Raw genomic sequence first — 22,018 nt, forward strand, 5'->3', positions numbered from 1 at the left:
CCGCCGCAAAGCGGGTTGTTTTATTGTTGCGAGAAGCGGCGACGCCCATCGTCTCCAGCCACCGCAGCCCGCCACAACGCCGGAATTTATCTGATCCTCGGAAAAACCACAGCTAGCCGGAATAAATCGGCAGCGCCGTTGTCAACGTTCATGAAACTGCTCTGCAAAACAAGGAGCCCGCATGAATATCTTTCCCCGAAAAAGATCCCTTCCGTTGGCGGCATCGATCTTGGTGATCTTGTCCGTTTCCGCGTTTGCGGACGATTCAGCATCGCATGAACGCAGCTCCTCCGCGATTACCGACGAGACCCCGTTTCTGTCGGAAAATGACGCCGCCATGGCGAAGATGATGAACGACATGGCGGTCAGGCCGACGGGCGACGTCAACAGGGATTTCGTCGAGATGATGATCCCTCATCATCAAGGGGCGATCGATATGGCGCAGACCTACCTGCGCTACGGTAGCAATGAGCAACTCAAGCGCATTGCCCAGGAAATCATCGTCGATCAGCAGCAGGAAATTGCTGCGATGCGGCTGGCTCTCGGCGATCCTCTTCCGCCTTCGGATCCGGCGCCAACTCAAGTTTCCCCGCAAAACCCCGTCCTCTCCGGCGCCGGCATGTCGATGATGCCGGATATGGATCCGAATATGAAAATGGGCAACTGAAAGGACCCTGTCATGAAGTCTAGCCTTCTTGCCCTCAGCCTTCTTGCCGGCACGATGCTGGTGCCCTCAGTGAGCTTCGCCGGCCAGGCGCCGGGTGCGGCCTCCGATCCGGATATCCCGATCAGCAGCAGGGATCGCGTCTATGCTGCAGAACAGTTCTCCAATACGGTTTCAGTCACTGATCCTTCCACAAACAAACTGCTCGGCGTCATCCGTCTCGGCGATCCGCAGCCGGGCAATCTGAGCCCGCTCTATCGGGGGCAGGTCCTGGTCCATGGCATGGGTTTTTCGCCGGACCACAAAACGCTGGCCGTCGTTTCGATCGGCTCGAATTCGGTGACTTTCATCGACACGGCCACGAATACGGTAAAGCACACCACCTATGTGGGCCGCTCGCCGCATGAGGCATTCTTTACACCCGATGGCAACGAAGTCTGGGTCACCGTTCGCGGAGAGGATTACATCTCCGTCATCGATGCGCATACCTATGAGGAGAAGATGCAGATCAAGGTGCCGGCTGGTCCGGGCATGCAGATCTTCTCGCCGGACGGCAGGTACGGTTACATCTGCTCCTCGTTCAACCCTGAGACCGTAGTCGTTTCCGTCGCCGATCACCAGATCGTCGGCCACATCAAGCAGGAAAGCCCTTTCTGCCCCAATATTGCGGCAACGCCTGACGGCAAACAGGTCTGGTTCACCCTGAAGGATACCGGCAAGACACAAGTCTTCAACGCCGAAGCACCCTTTGATCTCATAAAGACGATCGATACCGGGCCGATCACCAATCATGTCAACATCGTTCACAATGCCAATGGCGACTTTGCCTATGTTTCCGTCGGCGGACTCAATCAGGTGAAGGTCTATCGCACGGATAACTTCCAACAGGTCGCGGCAATTCCTGTCGGCAATCTTCCACACGGCGTCTGGCCATCAGGCGATGGCACGCGCGTCTATGTGGGTCTCGAAAATGCCGATGCGCTTGCAGCAATCGACACACTGACAAACAAGGTAATCGCGACGATACCGATCGGCCAGGCGCCGCAGGCTGTCAATTATGTCCCCGATGCAGTCCCTGAGGGCGATGGCATGCGGAATCTCCAGCCGCTCGGCATCGCCGGCCAGGTAGCGCATCTTACCCTGCACGCACCGAAGACAAAGCAGGATGGCGCTGCACCAACGAGTATTTCTCTTTTCGACCAAGGTTTGTCACAGGTGCTGCAGGCATCCGTGACCGGCCTGGAGGCCAAGAAACCCTATACCCTCGCACTCTCCACGCGGGCTGACGGTTCTGGCGATCTTCAACCCTTGGCGTCATTCATGACAAACCCGGCCGGTTCGGCGATCGTCAATGCCGTTGGCCCCATCCGGCAGATCGTCCAGAGCAGCGAGAAGGCCGAGCGCCGCTATCTCGTCATTGCCGCGGCGGGAGATAAAGGGTCCGGCGAAGTCGTCCAGATCGAAGCGAAGTAGATCTCTTCCGCCCGCCGCCTGTGATAGGGTGGCGGGCGGAAGCTCCTGAAGGTAAGCCTCATGAGTGACATTCTGCAGCTTGTCGAACCGATGATCCCGGCGCTTCGCCGGTACGCCCGCGGATTGCTCAAGGATGCAACGGCAGCCGACGATCTCGTTCAGGATTGCCTGGAGCGGGTTATTGCCCATTGGCATCATCGCCGAAACGAAGATCCGCGCACCTGGATTTTCGCTATCCTCCACAATCTCGCGGTCAACCGGTTGAAGCAGAACGCACGCCGTGGCGAACATCTGCCCTTCGAGAAGGTGGATGAAAGTGCCTTTGCCCGGCAACCGACGCAGGAAGATAATCTGCTGCGTCGCGATATCATTCAAGCGCTGGAGAAACTTCCTGAGGAGCAGCGCAGCGTCCTGCTGCTGGTATCGGTCGAGGATCTGTCCTATTCGCAGACAGCGGAAGTTCTGGCTATCCCGATCGGCACCGTCATGTCGCGCCTGTCGCGGGCGCGTGAGCGGCTACGGCAGATATTGGAGAACTCGGGGCAGGCAACACAGGGGCCAGCCGCCCATCTTCGGAGAATAAAATGAGCGTAAAACCGATCACCGAGGATGATCTTCACGGTTTTGTGGACGGTGCACTGGACGAGGCGCGTGAAGCCGAAGTTTCCGTCTATCTTGAAACCCATCCCGAAATCGCTGCGCGAATCGACAGCTATGGCAGGCAGCGGCTTGATTTGCGGGCTGCGCTCAACTCTGTCGCGGAAGAGCCAATCCCGAGCCGGCTGAACCTGAGCCACCTGCTGGAGGTGCCCAAGCAAGGCCGGCTGCCCTTCTGGCGTATCGCGGCCGCCGCAGTCGTTCTTCTCGTCGCCGGCGGTTCCGGTGGCTGGATGCTGCATGGCATGTACCGGCAGCCAAACGAGGGCATGGTAGCGCTGGCTGATGAAGCTGCCAACAGCTTCGCCACTTACGCGCCCGACAGGGTGAGGCCGGTCGAGCTCCGTGCCGACAATATGGCCGAACTCGTCGACTGGGCAACGGAGCGCATGGGCCGCAAGCCGGTGCTGCCGGATCTTTCCAAGTCGGGCTATCGTCTGATGGGCGGCAGGATGATCTCGACGTCGCATGGTGCCGGATTGATGCTGATGTATGATGATGATCGGGGAACGCGTCTCGTCATGCTGACGCGGCCAATGCTCGCCGATCAGAACAAACCCATGGCGCAGCATGCGCGGGGCAATGTTGAGGGCTGGAGCTGGGCGTCCGGCGGCATGGGGTACAGCCTCGTCGGCGCCCTGCCGGCCGATACCTTGCATCCGCTCGCCGATGATATCAGGCACCAGACCGAAACCGGTGCCTGAGCCCTGTCACGCCTCAAGCATGTCGCGTGAAAGTGTGCAGCGATTTTGCGGTAACCACATGCGGAAAACAAAGACTTTAGTGCATGCGGGGGCGGCGTTTCTCGCCGCCGCGCCTTCCAGGCAATCCCATCATGCCTTCAGGAATCTGTTCGTCGGCTGCCAATGCCGCATTATGCTGGCGTAGACGCTCAAGCGCCACGCAAGCAAGCTCGGTATAGGGAATGGCAGCCGGATCGTCGGTATGGATATCCTGGATCGCCGCGAGGACCGTCTCGGCTTGCGTAAGGCGGCGTGTTGCGATGAGGGCGATACCTTCCTTGTAGCGGGCCTGCACCACATGGGGCGCCTGCTCGCCGATGCGACGGAAAGTTACGGCTGCATCCTCATAGAGTTTCAGCGCCAATTGCGTATCTCCAAGGCGAAGTGCAATCGGCAGCGGCTCGGCGGTGCGCTCCAGCAGCGACTGATAGGCGGCAAGGGCTTCGGTCAGCTTTCCTCGGTCGAAGAGCAGGTTGGCGAGGCCAAATTCGGCACCCACATGGCCCGGCGAGGATTGCAGAACCTGGGCGAAGACGATCTCGGCTTTTCCCTTCTCACCCTTTCGATACATTTCGAGTGCCTGCTCGTAGACATATTTGATGCTGCGAGGATGCAGAACGCCGCCGAGATTGCGTCCGTCGCGGGTCCTGAAGAGCGTGTAGCTGATCCGCCGCTCGTCAGCGCCGAAAACATATTTGTAAGATTCGTTTCCACGCAGGAAATCATAGAACCGGAAGCCGTCTTCGATCGCCCGGCGGATGCAGTATCCATGCAGAACCAGACCGGGAGACGGAGTTTTCCAGTTCTCGTCACGACCGGTGATATAGAAAAGGATCGTCTTTTTCGGTTGGTCGATGATATTGGCGAGGGCGCCGAGCGGCTGCTCGCCGAACCAGAAGACCGGGACGTCGAGCGTGCCGCTCTTGAAGCAGTCCATCAGCATTTCGCGGGTAGAATTGATGAGCCGCTCCGTCCGCTCCGGTCCTTTGCGCTCCGTCCATCGCGTGCGCCAGAAGTCAAAGAGAATGGTGAGGTCGCGGTCAATGGTCTCAGGCGTTGCCATCGTGATCCGGTAACCTTCGTCGCCATCGAGCTTGCGCAGAAAGCGGCGCAGCTTCTGGCGCGTCTGACTGCTCATCTTCTGCTCCAGATAGTCGTCCCAGCTTGCAGGCAACGAGACGACCGGGCAGATCGTATTGTCGATATTGTCATGGCTGGTGGGCGCGTTGTCGCGAAACATGACGAGCGGCCCCTGCAGCGCCAGGATCATCTTCTCCCGCCGCTCCGGCGGCCCGCTGAAATGCTCCAGCCTGAGATGAGTCCAGTTCTGCTGTTTGAGATAAGCGGTAAAGCCGGTGATGGCTTTTTGCTCGTAACCGGGCATGATGATGAGGCCGGTATAGTCAGCCGAATAATTCCCACCCATGACGATTTCATCGTAGAAAAGCCCACACTGCTCATCGAGTTTCGTGAGCAATCTCAGCGGCAAAAAGGCGACATAGGGAGCATTCGGCTCCCGCTCGCGCAGCGCCAGCACGAACCAGCGGCCGCGGTGCCCAAGAAAGTCTCTGAGCCATGCCCAGGAGAGGAAATGTTGGGCGTCTGGATCATCCCGATAGACCTGATCCCAATTGTCGCGAACGGCGTCAAAACCGGCGATGGTATCAATGACATCGATGCGCATGCCCCCTCCCAATACTCCATACCTAATTCGGGAAATTCCAGTCTAATGGGAAACATCGATCTTCAAATAAACCGTCCGGGTGATTCCCTGAGACGAAATCGGATTAGCCCAAAGCAGCCGTTCTCGGCCGACAATACTAGAGCGCGACAATCCGTGGACTTGCATGGATGAAAGCCCAGAGTGCCTTGCTGATATTGACGATCTCGCCAATCGATTTTTCCAGAAGCTCCAATTCCCGGTCATCCATCTGTTCGATCTTTCCGTAGCGGATTTCCTTATCGTCCTCGACCAGGCGCATGAGTTGCGTGCTGGAGATTTCACCCTTCTCGTCGAAGGAATAGATGCAGTGATTGTATTTGTTGCGCATCTTCGATTCCTTCTTCAGGCGCGACATGGCTGAAAGAACGGCTTTGCGGTCCGCAGCCGACGTCGAAGGAAGCTTTGCGAGACGCTCGACGAGATCTATGCGCGCGCGTGTCGTATTAAGCGTCAGGAAGACCACGATCGCCGCCTCCTTCTCCACCTTGAGAAGGTGGGCGATAATATAGATCAGCAGGCTTTCTGTATTCGTCCAGACATAGTTTAACCGACCAACATTCAATAAGACATCTGACATGGCCGGCATGCTGAATTCCTTCGGTTCAACTCTAATAATACATGAACTATATCAGATTATTTCGATAAATGCTTCGACCATTTCTGCGCTTAACGCTCCTTGAACGCGCGTGACATGCTGTCGGCGATCGGCTTGCTCAGATATTCGAAGAACGTGCGCTCCGAACTCTGGATCAGCACTTCAGCAGGCATGCCGGGAACCGGATGGAAGTTGTGAACGCGGGCAATTTCCGAGTCCGGGATCTGTACGCGCACGATGTACACGTCCTTCACGGACAGGCCGGCATTTTCCTCAATGGAGTCGGCCGAAACATAGAAGACCTTGCCTTCCAAAACCGGCGTGGTGCGCCTGTTGAGGGCAGTCAGGCGGATTGCCGCCGTCTGCCCTTCGTGAAGCTGATCGATGGAGGTACGCAATACCTGCGCCTCCAAGATCAGCGGCACGTGGGCCGGCAGAATTTCCATGATCGGTTTTCCGGTGGTGATGACGCCGCCGGCGGTGTGGTAGTAGGAGCGCACAACCGTACCAGTCACTGGCGAACGGATGACCGTACGCTCCAGAACGCCAGCAGCTTCGTGCAGCTGTTGACGCACGCTGTCGAGGTCGGATTCGGCGGTCTCCAGGGCGTCAAGCGCTGCCTGCTTGTTGGAGTTGACGGCGATGACCGCTTCCTGACGGAATTTGGCGATTTCCGCCTCGCTCTCGTTGAGCTCTCCGTTCAGGCGCGAAATATCGCCCATCGCATCGGCAATGGCGCGCTCGATGGCCAGAAGGTCGGTCCTGCGCATATAGCCGACCTTGACGAGCCGTTCCTTGGAGTCCCGCTCATCCGAGAGCAGCGCCAGTTGCCGTTCGAAGGACTCTCGCTGGCCCTTGTAACCTTCGAAGCGGTATTCCAGCGACTTGATGTTCTTTTCGATAAGGTTGAGCTGCTCCTCGAGTTTGACCTGCTTGCTTCGGAAGACGATGTTCTGGCTCTGGATGATGGCGTTGATATCGGGGTCACTCGCCTCTGCCATGACGATGTCAGGAAGCTTGAACTCACGCGATCCCTGTGCTTCGGCCCTCAGGCGTCCAACAACTGCTTCCAGACGCAGCCGCCTCAGCGTCAGCATTCGCTCGTTGGTCAGGGCGGCTGTTTGGTCGAGGGTCACCAGGACGTCGCCCTCCTTGACGCTTTCGCCTTCGCTGACGAGCATTTCCTTGATGATGCCGCCTTCAAGGTGTTGGACGACCTTGTTGTTGCCGGTCGCCACGAAGCTGCCCTGGGCGATGATGGCGGAGGCAAGTGGCGCGGTTGCCCCCCAATATCCGAAGCCGCCGAACGAGCAGAAAAGGACCGCCAGGCCGACAAAGCTGTGCAAACGGATGGAGCGCGGCACGTCGCCATACCACTCGAGCTGCACCGGGCCGGTCGATTCCTGCTTCTTCTTTCCCATGGCCTTTATCCTTCGATACGCGGTGACTGTTGGCCAGCTCGGCCATTGCCCTTGGATATTGCCTGCAGGACTTCCATTCGCTCGCCGAACATGGCGACCGTGCCGTCCTTGAGCACCATGATCTTGTCTACGCACTGCAGAAGCGCAGGGCGTTGAGTGATCGTAACTGTCGTGATTCCCTGTTTCTTGGCATGGATCAGCGCTTTTGCGAGCGCGGCTTCGCCCTGGGTGTCGAGATTGGAATTGGGCTCGTCGAGCACGACGAATTTGGGATCACCGAAGAAGGCGCGCGCCAGTGCGATGCGCTGCTTCTGGCCACCCGAAAGCGGCGCGCCATCGGACGCGACGACGGTCTCATAGCCCTGTGGGAAACTGGCGATCAGCTCATGCACGTCGGCAAGGACGGCGGCCTCATAGATCTGCCGGTCTTCGACGTCATCGCGCATGCGGCAGATATTGGCCTTGATGGTGCCTGGGAAGAGCTGCACATCCTGCGGCAGATAGCCGATGCTTTCGCCGAACTGCCGCTGGTCCCAATTGCGAAGATCCATGAGGTCGAGGCGCACATTGCCGGAGGTCGGCAGGATCGAGCCCACCAGCATTTTGCCGAGTGTCGTCTTGCCGGAACCGGAATTGCCGATGATCGCCAGCGATTCACCTTTCCTCAGAGAGAAGGAGATGCCGTTCAGGATCACCTTCTTCTGCGGCGGCGGAACGAAGAGGATCCGCTCCACATCGAGCCTGCCTTCCGGATTGGGAAGGCGCAGCCGCGGAAAGTTGAGCGGCGAGGTCAGCAGCAGGTTCTTGATGCGGCCATAGGCTGCGGCCGATCGGTTGAACTGATGCCAGCCTTCGATTGCTCCTTCAATCGGCGCCAGCGCACGGCCGGAAATGATCGAGGCTGCGATGACCATACCGCCCGTCAGCTCTCCGGACAACGACAGATGCGCGCCCCAGCCGAGAAGCCCGACCTGCGTGATCATGCGGCAGGCCTTGGAAATGCCGGTGAAGATGATGTTGCGGTCCTGCGCCTGGACGTGGGATTTCAGCGAGCCGGCGGTTTCCCGGCCCCACATCTTCACCGCTTCGGGGATCATCGCGAGCGCGTTGATGATCTGCGAATTCCGCGACATGGAATCGAGATGGAAATTCGCGCGGCTGAGATAGCTGTTGGATTCGGCGAACTGTTTGGCCGTGAACTTCTGGTTCAGGAAAGCGATCACAAACAGCACCGCGCAGCAGACCATAATGATGATGCCGAGATGCGGATGCACCAGGTAGACGACGATCACGAAGAGCGGCATCAGCGGCGCGTCAAGGAAAGCAATCAGCGTTCCTGAAGTCAAAAAGCTGCGGAGGGACTGAAGGTCCTGCAGGATCTGGTAATCCTTGCCGCTCCCATGCAGCGAGGCGCGAGCGGCCGCACTGAGGATCGGTGCGCCCAGCTGGACTTCCAGTTCCACGGCAGTCCGCATCAGGATGAAGCGCCGGACAGAATCCAGGAAGGCCTGTAAGAGGACAGCGCCCACCACCACGATGGAAAGCATCACCAACGTGTCAATGGAGCGGCTGGTCAGGACACGGTCGGAAATCTGGAAGAGGTAGAGCGGGATCGCCAGCAGGAGCACGTTGATCGCGATCGTGAAGACCATCACGATGGCGAGATTGCGCCTGATAACCGCGATGCCTCGCGCAAGGCTCAAAGCGAAATTCACCGGCTCGCTGCGCTTGTGGAAGCCGCTGTTTCCGCCGCCGCCCCCGCCGCCCCCGCCGCCGAAATCCGGTTCCTTGCCGCCCCCGCCGCCGTCGCCTGTGCGCAGGCGGCGCTCATTTTCCTTCACCGGACCGGTGTCGCCATCGATCGTCTTGGCAAAGGGAATATCCGGCTTGGCCTTGAGCTCGTCGGTTTCACCGGGCATCCGCCGGGCCTCGATGACGGGCGCCGCCATCAGTTCTTCAGCCGGCTGCGGCTTTGTTTCCGGCTCCACGACATTGACGACGGGTATGTCATGGCCGGAAAGCTGCCTTGTAGGTTGTTCGGTCGGCATCACGGTTTGCACGTCATCCACCTTCTCTTCAGCGACAGCCTCGACTTCATGGGGATAGGAAGACACTTTGCGCGTCAGCTGGCGAAGATGGTCCACCGCATCGTCGATCGCCGAAACGCAGGCCTCCGTCAGAAAATCCTGAGGATTTGCCGCCGTAGAGGATGGCTTTTCGCCACGCAGATCGATCGCGCTGCCATTTGCAAAAATCTGTTTTGAAATCTGATTCATCGCGGTCTCTCCCAAGATACGCAGGTCACGCGACCACGGCTTGCATTACATCCGAGGGGTGAGCAGAGGACCATGAAAGATCATGCCCGCCGTTGATGATGCCATCGCCGCTGTCCGCGCCTTGGGGGCTATCGTCATCGAGAAAGGCGATGACTTCATTGGCAAGCCTTTCGCCTGCCGTTTCGGGCTGGGTGGCATCGTGTTCTATGATCCCGCCCTGGATGAGAATGGCGTCGGAATAGAGCTGACCGGCAACATAGGTGGTGTTGCCGAAGCTGTCGTAATCGACGATTTCAGCGATATTGGCGACGGTGTTGCTGCCCGTATCGATCGTGATCACGGCGTCCTGGTTGTTCTTCAGAAGCTCGGCTGCGGCCTGGGTCACGTCGTCGGAATCTCCGAGCACCGCGACCTGCTTGATGATCGTCATGTCGTAGAGATTGCCTGTGATGTAGAGAACATTCACGCCGACATAGCCCTGGAAATTGGAATCGGTGGACAAGCCCTCGGGCATTGTCGGATCACGCTCCTGGATTCCCTTCTCTGCCTCGTGCATATAGTCGGGCATGGTCTCGAAGCGGTCGTTGGTTCCAACATTGTGGATCGCCGCAAGATTCCAGATGAGATTGTTGCCGGATTGGATGGTGGCACCATCGTCTATACCGTCTTCGGCGCGGGCCCAGTCGTTGTCGTAGAGAAGCGAAATCTGCGTGATGCTATTGATATCGTAGACATTTCCGCCGACGATCACCAGGTCGTACTGCAGGCCCATTTGGAAGAAGGACGAGAAATTCAGCGTCGTATTTCCGCCCGTCAGAACCGTCGCTTCCGACCCGCTCGTCATGACGGTCATGGTGTCGTTGTCGGTCACGAAATGATACTGTTCGATCCAGCTCACGAAGGAGACGTCGCCCTCGATAACGCTGACACGCCAGGCCATCGGAAAGATGGGGTCGCCATGTGCATCGACCGTCGTCTGCGGTTGTGTTGATTGGAAACTGTCCCGTTCGAAGCTTGCAATATTGTAGGCGGTGACGCCGGCTGCATCGGCAGAGGAATGGAATACCGAGGCGATGCTGTCATTGTCGCTGTAGACATAGACCTGGGTGATCGCATCGACCTGGTGATAGTCGCCCATGACGGCCGTCACGGAAGAGATCACTGCCGTGTTGACGACGGAGGCAATGTTGGCGACGAGGTTTGCGCCCGCGGTGACCTCCAGGCTGTTTCCAGCCGGGTCATGCTGTTCGACGGATGTCTGGGTTTCGTCGGGTTCTTCAGGCAGTTTGGCAATCCCCCGATCCGGCAGCAGGTCGTCGAGCGCCGGAATTTCGGAAACGTGCTTGCCGTTCATATAGGCTCCGGTGATCTCGTCACCCGCCAGCACGAAATCATGTGCCTGATCGTTTGGATTGTCTGCCGGCGGCTCGCCCGTTCCGATCGATGTCTGGCCGGAATCCCTTACTCCCTGGATGTAGGTTTCCATATCCCCGGCGATCTGCTTGACCCCCTCCAGGGTGTCGGTCCGATGCAGGTCGGAAAAGGGAGAGAAAATCTCGGCCTTGGCGCTGAATTCAGCCAGTTTCTCAACTACGAAACTCGTATCGCGCGGGGCATGATTGCCACCGGTCATATCGAGATAATCGTCGTCGTAGAGAATGTTGACCTGTGTGGTGAAGCGGATCACCGAGCCCGGGCCGTCGAAAACCTGCAGCTCTTCTTCGGTTTCGATATCGATGTCCTGTGGACTGCCGAACCGGGGCAGCGACGACACATCGCGGTGGGCAATCTCGGAGAGCTTTTCGATGCTTTCCTCAAAGGGGCGGCCGAAGCGGCGGGCGCCTCCATAAACGATCTCATAGCTGACGCTTCTGTAGTTGACATCAGGATCGTAGTCCTGGAGCGCGAGATCGGAGGCGAAGGCGGGCGTATTGGCGACCAGATCGTCAAGCGCCGGATTATTTTCGGCAGGGCCTGTACCCTCCGTCAGCCCCGCACGCAGCCTCATCTCATCGGTCGTCGTTTCGAATATGCCGATGAAATGGGCGATGATTTCTGAGAATTTCTCGATTTGCATTGCCTTGGCCTCCCTTATCGAAGAGACGACCGGCCATGCGACATCCTTCTGCGGGAGCCGCGCTGTTCGTCAATTCGCACGCAAGCATTCAAACTGCACCGGCCGAAGCCGGTGCAGCCCTTTCTTGTCTTGGAGGTTAGTGCCCACTTGTATCTTCGCCGACATCGGAAACATGTGAGTTGCCGCCGATGACACTGGAGTCCACAGCGTTGCTGAGCATGTTCGCGCCCTGAACGAGCTCCATATGGAAGCCCGAATTGGCAAGAATTGCCGAAGCATCTGCCGTGGAAGTGCCTGTGACGTCGTCACCTGCCTTGAGATCCCAGCCCTTGCTGTCCATATCCATGCCGTCAGCACCGTGCGCTGTGCCGGCATTCGCACTCAGGTGGTTCTGAGCGCCGCCGTTCTCCATCGTGATGTTCCAGGCCTGATCCTGGTCTGCGAGATGGTTTGCCTGGACAGTGCTGAAGACTGAGTCGGCGCCTTCGCCGGACAGTGAACCGTTGAGGATATTGTCGATATTGAGGGTGAAGGAGAAGTCATCCCCGATGTCGAAGGTGAGGTCGTGGCCGGCTACGCCGAGGTTCCCGAAGTCCTTGACATCATCAATAACGGCGAAGTCCGTGTCCGTCTTGTTGAAGCTGTCGCTCGTATTGTGGCTGTTGGTGGTCGTCTTGGTGTCGGTATCCGTGACCGTCTTGATGTCGGTGTCGATATCCGTCTTGGTGGTCGTGTCGTTATCGGTGATCGTCTTGATGTCAACGTCGTCGTCGCTGTACGACTTGGCGTCATAGCTCCAGTCGTAGTCCGACTTCGTGGTGGTGGTTGTGTCATTATCGTTGATGGTGGTCGTCTTGGTGTTCGTGTCGTCGTCCGACTTGTAGCTCCAGTCGTAGTCGTTGTCGCGGTTGTCGCCGTTGTCGGTCTTCACGTCGAGATCGACGTTAGCCTTGACGTCAACGTCCGTGCTGTTGTCGGTGTTGTTGCGATTGTCACCATTGGCGATGCCGCCGACGTAACCTGTGGAATCATCATCGATTTCGGTTGAATTGATAGCGCTGGAAAGGCCATCGGCCAGGGCGCCCACCTTGACGGTGTCGTCGTCTGAGCCCTGTGGACCGGGCTTCGGATCATAAGGCATTACGTTTCCTCCAGAAAAAAAACTGGAGCAGCTTTCGAAGTCCCTCTCATCTCAAATGGGATCTTTGCTCGCGCTTGCTCCAATGTGTTAACATCGGCAGATGGACTCGATACCTTTTCACCTGCAGCTTCATCGCGATTTGTTGGCCAAATTCTGTATTGGGATTGTGCCTATTCAGTACAAAGACGCACAAATCCGGTCCCGGACTCGATATGAGCGCGAGCAAGGCAGTCGAACTTCTTTTTGAGTTCCCTCGAAAGAAGACCAAGTATCAAAAACACATGCTGATACTTGATTTTCATGTCGCCACTTTGGCAACCCTTACAGATTGATGGAAAAAACTGGGTCCCGATAGATATCAATTCGGGCTAAGGCATCTGAAGTCCAGCTCAATACTCCAGTTAAGCCAATACCGGATCGCGGGCTCGGAGAAGGCTGTGTGCGAATTCGGGACCGTGTCCCGTGCCTCGGAATTCGGAGGGTTCGACTGATTGCGATATCGCTAAGTTAAGTTCGAAAGGTTCTCCGTCTTATTTTGAAATATCGTCTGCCCATTACCACGTTGGTTTTGTATGTCTCGAACTAATACATGCTGCTTTATACCGTGATCTAGTTGAAATACCGCCCACTAGTATGTTTCTTGTCGGAAATGCAACCATAAAGTGGCAAAAAATAAATATAACTTTGTGACAACTAACCCATTTGGGCCATTTCTTTCCTTTGAAATCCATATTACCATAATTAAGAAATGCCTAAAAGATAAGGCGGCCACATGCCTAGGGGCAATGTTCGTCGGCATGTAATACCCGCCATCGCGCCAATGGGAGTAGAAGCTCCGAGTTTGAGTATAGTGTAGCGCTAGGGGAGGCGTATATGTTCATGGTTGGGTCGGAAGTAGGAGATTCGGATCAGGCAAGAAGACTGAGCCCGAATGGAGAAACAGTCCTGGTAATCGCCAAGGCGGACTTGTTCTCCGAGTGCATGGTTGAGGCACTGGCAAAGAAATTCCCGAATTTTGATGTCGTAAGCGTATCGAGCGCGCAGTCCATATCCGAGAAGGATATTCACGACATGCGGCTTGTCCTGTTCTATCATGTCGCCGGCGCCGAGTTGCACGATGCGCTGCAGGTCGTTCGTGAAAACCGTCCGGACGCATCCATCGGCCTTGTCGTCGAAGCTATCGATATGATGGAGCCCTATATCAGCCGTCTTGTCGAGGCGCGTGTCGTCGATGGCGTCCTGCCGCTCAATCTGCGTCTGGATGTCTTCATGGCGGCAATCGATCTGCTGATGAAGGGCGGCGAACATTTTCCATCCGCGCTTCTGGGTCGTCTGTCCAACCGGGCAACGGCGCAGCTCGAGCCCTCGCTGTACCAGACGAAGTCCGTCGACGCAGCGCGCGCCAATGCGCTGAAGCTTCGCCGCAACAGCATGGCGGCTCTGACCACGCGCGAGGTACAGATTCTCGACCTCATCTGTAAGGGCACGCAGAACAAGATCATCGCCGACAAGCTTCACCTGTCCGAAAACACGGTGAAGGTTCACGTCCGCAATATCTATAAGAAGATGAATGTGAGAAATCGCACTGAAGCGGCCTCACGTTTCTTCAACGATACGTCGGACAGTGGCGATCTCTCTGGCAGGTGGCCGCACTAGGCCATCAATCCATCCGGGACGAGCGGGCAAAGCAGCGTGATTTCTGGCCGAAACCGCTCGGCGAACAGATGTAAGGCGCGGAACCGGGATAGACCGCGGCGCTCACTTTAGCCGAAGCGGTCTTCGGTTCGGCAGCATAGGCGAAGTCCTTCGCGGTATGTGGCACGCTTGCCACAACGACATTCTTCTCCGTGCTTCCCACGATCGCGGTATCGACGACCGCACATGAGATCGGTCCGATGGCCGAGAGAACGATCGTCGCAGCCAAAGCTAGGGAGCTGAAGCTGCATGGCGCTCTGCCATGTATGCGATCATGAGTCGTCATTAAAAAACCCTCTCTATCATCAGGGCAATAGCGACGCGCCCTCGCACACCAGTGGCTGGCCACTCCTTATATTGGCTTCATTGACTGAAGCTGGAGCGGCCGGACAGAAAGCATGGCACGATAGTCATTGAGAGGGATTAATCAAGCAAATTCCGAAGTTTAATACTATAGCTATTTAGAATTGCTCCCGTGTTTTGAAGTTGACCTTCACTGATATCCTCTTATCATTTTGAGCATAGGTACAATTATCTGAAGAATAACCGAGCCGGTTATTTCATAGATACCACTTCGCGTTGAAGTTATCGAGGCGGATCAAGAGGGAGCCTAAAGTATAGAAGGGTCTATGAAGACCACACGACATGGGAAGGAATTTGTAGTGCGTAGTATTCCCACCGAAGGATATTCAGGATCTGCATTCGCATCGCCACGCCAGCAGTCAAAAACCGTGCTGGTCAACGGAGGCGCCGGTTTCCTGGGTTCCCATCTTTGCGAGCGACTTCTCGAGCGCGGCCATCAGGTCATCTGTCTCGACAATTTCTACACTGGCCGCCACGTCAATATCGAGCATCTGCTGCAGAATGCCCGTTTTCGGCTTTTGGAACATGACGTGCGCCAGCCTTATGACGTCGAGGCTTCCGTCATCTTCAACTTTGCTTCGCCAGCCTCGCCGCCGGACTATCAGCGTGATCCCGTCGGCACCTTGCTGACCAATGTGCTTGGAGCCGTCAATACGCTCGATGCAGCCCGCCGCAGCGGCGCAACGGTCGTCCAATCCTCGACTTCGGAAGTCTATGGGGATCCGCACGAGAATCCGCAGCGCGAAACCTATTTCGGCAATGTCAATCCGATCGGCCCGCGCGGCTGCTACGACGAGGGCAAGCGGTCAGCCGAGACCTTGTTTTTCGATTATCACCGCAAGTATGGGGTCGATATAAAGGTTGGCCGGATCTTCAATACCTATGGCCCGCGTATGCGCCTTGATGATGGACGCGTCGTATCCAACTTCATCGTCCAGGCGCTCTCCAACACCGACATAACGATCTACGGTGATGGCCGGCAGACCCGCTCCTTCTGCTATGTCGACGATCTCGTCGGTGGTTTCCTGCGTTTCGCCGATGCCGGCGAACACTGCGTCGGTCCGATCAATCTCGGCAATCCGGCGGAGATCACTGTGCGGGATCTGGCGGAAATCGTCATTGATCTGACCAATTCGCGCTCGCGCATCATTTATCTGCCGGCCGTGGCAGACGATCCGCAGCAGCGCCGTCCGGATATTTCCAGAGCCAGAGAAGAGCTGAACTGGTGGCCGACGACGGAGCTGAAGACCGGGCTGAAGCGTACGATAGCCTATTTCGATGCGCTGCTTGCCCGCAAGGAAGTGGTGGAGGCCGTATGAGATGCCCCGCTACATCCTGGTTACGGGTGGCGCCGGCTTCATCGGCAGCCACATCTGCAAGGCGCTTGCGCGTGCCGGCATGGTTCCGGTCACCTATGATAATCTTTCCACCGGACATATCGACAGCGTCCGGTGGGGGCCGCTGATCCAGGCGGATATCGCCGATGGCGCAAGGTTGCGGCATGTCATGGCCGAGTACTCGCCGGATTGTGTCATCCATTGCGGTGCCAACGCCTATGTCGGTGAATCCGTCGAAAAGCCGAGCATCTATTATCGCAACAATGTCATCGGCAGCTTGTCGCTGCTGGACGCCTGTCTCGATTGCGGCATCGATAGGATCGTCTTCTCCAGCAGCTGCGCGACCTACGGCATTCCCGAGATGCTGCCGATCTGCGAGAAGACGCCGCAACAGCCGGTCAATCCTTATGGCAGGACCAAGCTGATCTTCGAAATGGCACTGGAGGATTATGCGGCCGCCTATGGTATCCGCTTCGCCGCGCTCCGTTACTTCAATGCGGCCGGCGCCGATCCGGAAGGCCAGCTTGCCGAGCGGCACTATCCCGAAACCCATCTGATCCCGCGCGCTCTTCTCGCCGCAAGCGGCCGGATCGAGAGCCTCGATATTTTCGGTACCGACTATTCGACGGAAGACGGCACCTGCGTCAGGGATTACATCCATGTCAGCGATCTTGCCCAGGCGCATCTTGCCGCCGTTCGCCATCTTCTGGTTGGCGGCAATTCCCTGAGCCTCAATCTGGGCTCCGGCCGTGGCACGTCGGTCGGCGAGATCCTTAATGCCGTCAAACGAAAGACCGGTCACAGGGTGCCGATCCGCTGTCAGCCCCGCCGTGCGGGTGATCCGCCTGCGCTTTTCGCCGATACGAAAAGGGCTCGCCTTGAGCTGGACTTCATGCCGGCGCTTTCCGATATCGATACGATCATCCGCACGGCCGGCCCGACTTTCGGACTGGAAGTGATCGCATGAGCACCAGTGTCGAAATCGACCGCGTACATCAGTCTTCTGCCGCCAAACCCGAGATGTTCGAGCCCGTCTTTACCGGCTGGAATCGAGCCGCCTATGGTCTTGGCATCGCCTGCTGGCTGGCAGCACTCGCTTACTTCTGGCTCTGGTGGGCTGAGCCCACTCACGTCGTTTCATGGCCGGCATTCCTGCTCGTCACCGTCATCCTCGCCTGGGTCACCCTGATACCGGCCTATTTCATCCTGATTTTTCTGGATGCAAGGCAGGTCAGCTCATCCGCCGACCTGCCGAAGGGCCGCGTCGCCATGGTGGTCACCAAGGCGCCGTCCGAACCTTTCGACGTCGTGCGCAAGACGCTTCTTGCGATGCTCGATCAGAAGGGTGTCGAGTTCGATGTATGGCTCGCCGATGAAGATCCGTCCGATGAGGCCAAGAGATGGTGCGGGCAGCATGGCGTCTTGATCTCAACCCGCAAGGGCGTCAGCGAATATCACCGTCCCGTCTGGCCGCGCCGCACGCGCTGCAAGGAAGGCAATCTCGCCTATTTCTATGATCACTTCGGCTATGAGCGCTATGATTTCGTCGCCCAGTTCGATGCCGATCATGTGCCGACGCCGACTTATCTTCGCGAGGTCCTGCGCCCCTTCTCCGATCCCGAAGTCGGCTATGTCTCGGCACCCAGCATCTGCGATGCCAATGCTGCCGAAAGCTGGGCCGCCCGCGGCAGGCTCTATGCCGAAGCGAGCCTGCATGGTTCGCTGCAGGCGGGATACAATAATGGCTGGGCGCCGCTCTGCATCGGCTCGCACTATGCCGTTCGCACAGCGGCCTTGAGGAAGATCGGCGGGCTCGGTCCCGAGCTCGCGGAAGATCATTCGACCACGCTGATGATGAATGCCGGCGGCTGGCGCGGGGTCCATGCGGTCAATGCCATCGCCCATGGCGACGGGCCGGCGACCTTTGCCGATCTGGTGGTACAGGAGTTCCAGTGGTCGCGCAGCCTGGTCACCATCCTCTTGCAGCATTCTCGCCGGCATGTCGCCCGGCTGCCGCTGAAGTTGAAGTTCCAGTTCCTGTTTTCGCAGCTCTGGTATCCGCTGTTTTCGACTTTCATGGCGGTGATGTTCCTGCTGCCGGTCGCAGCCCTGCTCACCGGCCATGTCTTCGTCAACGTCACCTATCCGGCATTCCTGCTGCATTCTCTGCCGCTTTCGATCGTGCTGACGGTATTCGCCATCTTCTGGCGCGCGTCAGGCACATTCAGGCCATACGATGCAAGGCTCTTCGGCTGGGAAGGGGTAGTCTTCATCCTGCTGCGCTGGCCTTGGTCGCTTGCCGGCACCCTCGCTGCCGCACGCGATCACGTGACCGGTTCTTTCGTGGATTTCCGCATCACTCCGAAGGGTGATCAGGGGCAGCGCAAACTGCCGGCGCGGATAATGGCACCGTACATCGCACTATTGGGCATTTGTGCTGCGGCCATGGTTTTTGCTGCCGATGGCGATGGTGCGCGTGGCTTCCAGATCTTCGCGGCGATCAACTTGTTGATTTATGTATCGCTCATAATCCTGGTTGTCGTCCGTCACACCGCGGAGAACGGTCAGTCCCTTTTGCCGCAAGTATACGGCCTGCGGTTTGCCGCCGCCGCCGGTCTCGTCGCCTGCCTGGTCGGCGGGGTGCAACTCGGCAACCACGGGCTAGCTGCCATGGAGGCGCTTTCGCACGGCCAGCCCTTCGTCACCTTTACCCAGTCGCAATTTGCTGTGGCGGGTGCAGGGCTCGGCGGCGGCAAGACCAGGATCGTGAAATTCCGTCTCAAATGGCACGGCTTTGCCGAAGCCGGCCGTGAACGAAGGGATGTTGGGGAGAGCAGAAATGCGTGAGGAGGATAAAATGAGAATGACAATACGATCGACGGGAGGAGCGCTGGCTCTGTGCCTCTGCCTCATCCTCCCGACGGGTGCACTCGCAGCAGAAAAGACGAAAGCACCGATACCGACGCCACTGAATGCCGGCGAACTCTACGTGATCTACGCCGACAAGACCTGGACCTGGGATACGGGTGGCGGCCGTTTCATTGGCGAGGGCAGGCATTTCGTCGCCTGGGTCGACAATGGCGGCAAACAATCTTTCGCAGAGGGCCGCTGGGTCGTCGATGATCTCGGTCAGATGTGCATGCGCGCAACCTGGACCAATAATGAGGGGGCGGCACGTGCCAGTACCTGCTTCGGCCACCGCAGGATCGGCAACACGATCTATCAGCGGCGTCAGCCGAGCGGGGACTGGTACGTGTTCCGGCATGCTTCCACGAAAGCCGACGATGAGTTCCGGAAGCTGGTCCCGCCAGACACGGTGAGCCTGAAAGCCAAAGAGCTGAAACAGGTTCTCGCAACCAATAAATAGCCGAAGGGGAGGAAAAGACTATGAAAACCCTGGCGAAGAGAATCTCGACGGCAACAATCGCGATGCTTCTGCTCGGCGTTGCCGACCTGTCGCACCGAAGCGAGGCGCAGAACACCACCGCCGTCATGAATGCGGGTGCCCAGACGATCACCGACAAGACGATCACCGACAAGCGGCCCGCAATTCATGCCGATGGCATCAAGTTTGGTGCCTACGACCCGCATGGCGATTTCGGCGCACAGCAGAGCGTGACGACAGAGCACCTCTTTCTTCCATGGGAAGACGTCGATCTCGAAACGCTGCGTGTGGCGGATGCCTATGCGCTGGCGAGAGGCCGCAACCTGCTGATCACGGTGGAACCCTGGTCGTGGGATGTGGACTGGCGGCTGACGTCAGATGAACTTCGCTGGAAGCTGTTTCACGGCGACTACGATGCGAATATGCGGGCAATTGCCAGGATGATCGCCCAGTTGAAAAGCCCTGTCATCGTCCGCTGGGGACAGGAAATGGAAGACGACTCCGGCCGCTTTTCGTGGTCCGGCTGGAATCCTCCTGAATATATAACCGCCTACAGGCGCATGATGGATATCGTGCGGCAGGAGGCGCCCGGCACGAAACTCATGTGGTCGCCGAAGGGAAAGCCCGGCCTTAATGCCTACTACCCCGGCGACACCTATGTCGATTTCGTAGGCCTGTCCGTTTTCGGCTTGGAACCCTACGATAAAATCGCTCACAACGGCCCGCGAACCTTCACCGAGGCATTGAAGCCAGGTTACGACCTTGTCGCCCAATACGGCAAACCCATCTGGGTGGCCGAACTCGGCTATGAGGGGAGCGATGCCTACATCAAGCCGTGGATGGAGACTGCGACGATGAAGCAGAGCGATTTTCCCGAGCTTCAGGAGGTCGTTTACTTCAATGACCGCGACGTGCACGCCTGGCCGTTCAATCTCGGGCGGCCCGACTGGCGGGTCATTGACGACGCCAGCAACTGAGCCGATATCGCCAATGAGAAAGGCCCGCTGGTGGCGGGCTTTTGCCTGTTCAGACCGAGTATGATTAACCCTTGAGGGTGCCCTTGCCGATTTCGACAAGCTTGGTTGCGGCATCGGCTACCGAGATGCGCTCGAAGGCGAGCTCGTCGCAGGTCGGACGAAGAACACGCTGGTCGAATTCGGTTGCGCCCATCGGTACCGGCCGCGGATATTCGCCGACCTGATCCTTGAGCAGATTGACGTACTTGACTGTTTCCTGCTCCGTCGGGTTGAGCTGTGGCAGGATAGCTTCGCGAACCGCCGGCGACATCGGCACGCCACGTTCCACACCGAGAATCTTGCCCGCTTCCGGATCGTTGACGAAGAAACTGATGAACTTTGCGGCGGCTTCGCCCTGCTTGGTCGTGGCACCCACGCTCCAGATCAGTGCCGGGCGATAATAATGGCCTGACGGGCCGCCCTTCTTCTCGCGCGGCAGCATGGTGATGCCGAGCTTGTTCTTGATGATGAGCTGGTAGCCGACCATCTGGTTGGAGTAGGCCATGCCGATCACTGATTTGCCAAGGCCGAGGCAGTTGGTGTCGATGGTGTTCTGGTCCAGCGTCTGAACGTCGGCGGCGACGGTGCCGCCTGCCTTGCGCAGCTTTTCCCAGTAGTCGAACCATTCCTTGGCATCGTCGACCGTGAAACCGAGGCCGACGCTCTCCTTGGCGAAGACGCTCTTGCCGCGCTGGCGCAGCCAGGCGTCGAAGACATAATTGTAGCGCGCCGCATAGGGGCCGCCACCCTTGCCGGAGGCTTTGCCGAGTTCCACGGCGAGCTTGGCATACTCATCCCAGGTGAGATCGGGCGTCGGTAGCGGAATACCCGCCTTTTCGAATTCGACGGTGTCGAAGAACATCGCGAAGGAATTGAGGCCGAGGCCAACACCATAGAGCTTGCCGTCAACCGTGGTCAGTTTCAGCATGTCTGCGCCGAAGTTGTCGACCTTGAGCGTCGAAGGCACGAATTCATCGAGCGGCAGGCAGGCACCGCGCTTGGAATAGTCGGAGATTGTACCCGGCTCGAGCTGGAAGACGTCGGCGATCGCGCGGCCCGCCATTTGCGTGGCCAGCTTCGTCCAGTAGCCGTCGCCCGAAAGCGACTCGCCGACAATAGTGACACCCGGTGTCTTCGACTGATAGAGCTTGGCAACATCCAGCGTGCGCTTGGCGCGGTCGTTGGAACCCCACCACATGGCGCGAAGCGAAGCGTCCTCGGCAAATGCGGGGATCGAGCTGCCGGCGCCAAAGGCAAGGCCGGCCGCGGCACCCGCGGTTCCCATCAAGAATGAACGGCGATTGACCTGCATTGATTTCCTCCTGTGTCCGATGCCCGGTGCCATCCTCCAATGGTCTTTCCAGGCGTTCCGAAGGTTAGAGTACGCAAAAAATTTCTCTTTGCAAGAATTTATGATTCTCTTGCAAATTTGCATAATTTGCATAATCTTTG

Annotated in this window: 17 protein-coding genes and 1 pseudogene; 10 read left to right on the forward strand and 8 right to left on the reverse strand. The window is 57.8% G+C overall.

All coding sequences use genetic code 11. The annotated features are described in order from the left end of the window. Positions 1–181 precede the first annotated feature (181 nt). Genes AB4Z13_RS27100 through AB4Z13_RS27115 form a run of 4 tightly spaced genes read left to right on the forward strand, consistent with a single transcriptional unit; the run spans position 182 to position 3,498 of the window. A complete protein-coding gene (locus tag AB4Z13_RS27100; protein WP_439016952.1) occupies positions 182–667 on the forward strand; it encodes a DUF305 domain-containing protein in 486 nt (161 codons plus the stop codon). Between the two features lie 12 nt (positions 668–679). After that, positions 680–2,137 carry a YncE family protein gene (locus tag AB4Z13_RS27105; RefSeq protein WP_439016953.1) on the forward strand — a complete coding sequence of 486 codons (1,458 nt, stop codon included), beginning with the start codon at positions 680–682 and terminating at the stop codon, positions 2,135–2,137. Between the two features lie 60 nt (positions 2,138–2,197). Beyond that, complete coding sequence (locus AB4Z13_RS27110; protein WP_439016954.1) at positions 2,198–2,725, forward strand: RNA polymerase sigma factor; 528 nt, start codon at positions 2,198–2,200, stop codon at positions 2,723–2,725. Next, positions 2,722–3,498 carry an anti-sigma factor family protein gene (locus AB4Z13_RS27115; protein ID WP_439016955.1) on the forward strand — a complete coding sequence of 259 codons (777 nt, stop codon included), beginning with the start codon at positions 2,722–2,724 and terminating at the stop codon, positions 3,496–3,498. Before AB4Z13_RS27110 ends, AB4Z13_RS27115 begins: the two co-directional genes overlap by 4 nt. Positions 3,499–3,574: 76 nt before the next feature. On the opposite strand, the gene AB4Z13_RS27120 is transcribed toward AB4Z13_RS27115, so the two are convergent. The 6 genes from AB4Z13_RS27120 to AB4Z13_RS27145 form a co-directional block, all read right to left on the reverse strand. Beyond that, positions 3,575–5,221 (reverse strand): GNAT family N-acetyltransferase, encoded by a 1,647-nt coding sequence (locus tag AB4Z13_RS27120; protein ID WP_439016956.1) that lies wholly within the window; start codon positions 5,219–5,221, stop codon positions 3,575–3,577. A gap of 136 nt (positions 5,222–5,357) precedes the next feature. Further along, positions 5,358–5,846: a hypothetical protein gene (locus AB4Z13_RS27125; protein ID WP_439016957.1), complete on the reverse strand. Its 489-nt coding sequence runs from the start codon at positions 5,844–5,846 to the stop codon at positions 5,358–5,360. A gap of 80 nt (positions 5,847–5,926) precedes the next feature. Then, positions 5,927–7,276 carry an HlyD family type I secretion periplasmic adaptor subunit gene (locus AB4Z13_RS27130; protein WP_439016958.1) on the reverse strand — a complete coding sequence of 450 codons (1,350 nt, stop codon included), beginning with the start codon at positions 7,274–7,276 and terminating at the stop codon, positions 5,927–5,929. A gap of 5 nt (positions 7,277–7,281) precedes the next feature. After that, positions 7,282–9,552, reverse strand: coding sequence for a type I secretion system permease/ATPase (locus tag AB4Z13_RS27135; protein WP_439016959.1), 2,271 nt, complete (start codon positions 9,550–9,552; stop codon positions 7,282–7,284). 25 nt (positions 9,553–9,577) lie between these two features. After that, complete coding sequence (locus tag AB4Z13_RS27140; protein WP_439016960.1) at positions 9,578–11,629, reverse strand: hypothetical protein; 2,052 nt, start codon at positions 11,627–11,629, stop codon at positions 9,578–9,580. A 136-nt stretch (positions 11,630–11,765) separates the two neighbouring features. Continuing rightward, positions 11,766–12,770: a fibrinogen-binding protein gene (locus AB4Z13_RS27145; RefSeq protein WP_439016961.1), complete on the reverse strand. Its 1,005-nt coding sequence runs from the start codon at positions 12,768–12,770 to the stop codon at positions 11,766–11,768. Positions 12,771–13,643: 873 nt separating this feature from the next. On the opposite strand from AB4Z13_RS27145, the gene AB4Z13_RS27150 reads away from it, so the two are divergent. Continuing rightward, positions 13,644–14,426 (forward strand): helix-turn-helix transcriptional regulator, encoded by a 783-nt coding sequence (locus tag AB4Z13_RS27150; RefSeq protein WP_007818235.1) that lies wholly within the window; start codon positions 13,644–13,646, stop codon positions 14,424–14,426. A 4-nt stretch (positions 14,427–14,430) separates the two neighbouring features. On the opposite strand, the gene AB4Z13_RS27155 is transcribed toward AB4Z13_RS27150, so the two are convergent. Beyond that, positions 14,431–14,751: a hypothetical protein gene (locus AB4Z13_RS27155; protein WP_439016962.1), complete on the reverse strand. Its 321-nt coding sequence runs from the start codon at positions 14,749–14,751 to the stop codon at positions 14,431–14,433. Positions 14,752–15,127: 376 nt separating this feature from the next. Between AB4Z13_RS27155 and AB4Z13_RS27160 the strand changes: the two genes are divergently transcribed. The 5 genes and pseudogenes from AB4Z13_RS27160 (at position 15,128) to AB4Z13_RS27180 (ending at position 20,527) form a co-directional block, all read left to right on the forward strand. Next, positions 15,128–16,147 (forward strand): UDP-glucuronic acid decarboxylase family protein, encoded by a 1,020-nt coding sequence (locus tag AB4Z13_RS27160; protein ID WP_439016963.1) that lies wholly within the window; start codon positions 15,128–15,130, stop codon positions 16,145–16,147. Between the two features lies 1 nt (position 16,148). Next, the gene (galE, locus tag AB4Z13_RS27165; RefSeq protein ID WP_439016964.1) at positions 16,149–17,132 is read left to right on the forward strand and encodes a UDP-glucose 4-epimerase GalE; all 984 of its coding nucleotides are present in this window, start codon (positions 16,149–16,151) and stop codon (positions 17,130–17,132) included. Continuing rightward, on the forward strand, positions 17,129–19,012 hold the full coding sequence (locus AB4Z13_RS27170; RefSeq protein WP_439016965.1) for a glycosyltransferase family 2 protein: 1,884 nt from the start codon (positions 17,129–17,131) through the stop codon (positions 19,010–19,012). Before galE ends, AB4Z13_RS27170 begins: the two co-directional genes overlap by 4 nt. 10 nt (positions 19,013–19,022) lie before the next feature. Then, a pseudogene (locus AB4Z13_RS27175) lies at positions 19,023–19,545 on the forward strand (DUF995 domain-containing protein); the annotation flags it as partial. Between the two features lie 7 nt (positions 19,546–19,552). Continuing rightward, positions 19,553–20,527, forward strand: a complete 975-nt coding sequence (locus AB4Z13_RS27180; protein WP_442207320.1) for a glycoside hydrolase family 26 protein — start codon at positions 19,553–19,555, stop codon at positions 20,525–20,527. 64 nt (positions 20,528–20,591) lie between these two features. Here AB4Z13_RS27180 and AB4Z13_RS27185 read toward each other — a convergent pair whose 3' ends face one another. Then, the gene (locus tag AB4Z13_RS27185) at positions 20,592–21,878 is read right to left on the reverse strand and encodes an ABC transporter substrate-binding protein (protein WP_439016967.1); all 1,287 of its coding nucleotides are present in this window, start codon (positions 21,876–21,878) and stop codon (positions 20,592–20,594) included. Positions 21,879–22,018 lie beyond the last annotated feature (140 nt).

Origin of the sequence: Rhizobium sp. YAF28, from assembly GCF_052113285.1 — a bacterium.
Taxonomy (GTDB): Bacteria; Pseudomonadota; Alphaproteobacteria; order Rhizobiales; family Rhizobiaceae; genus Rhizobium.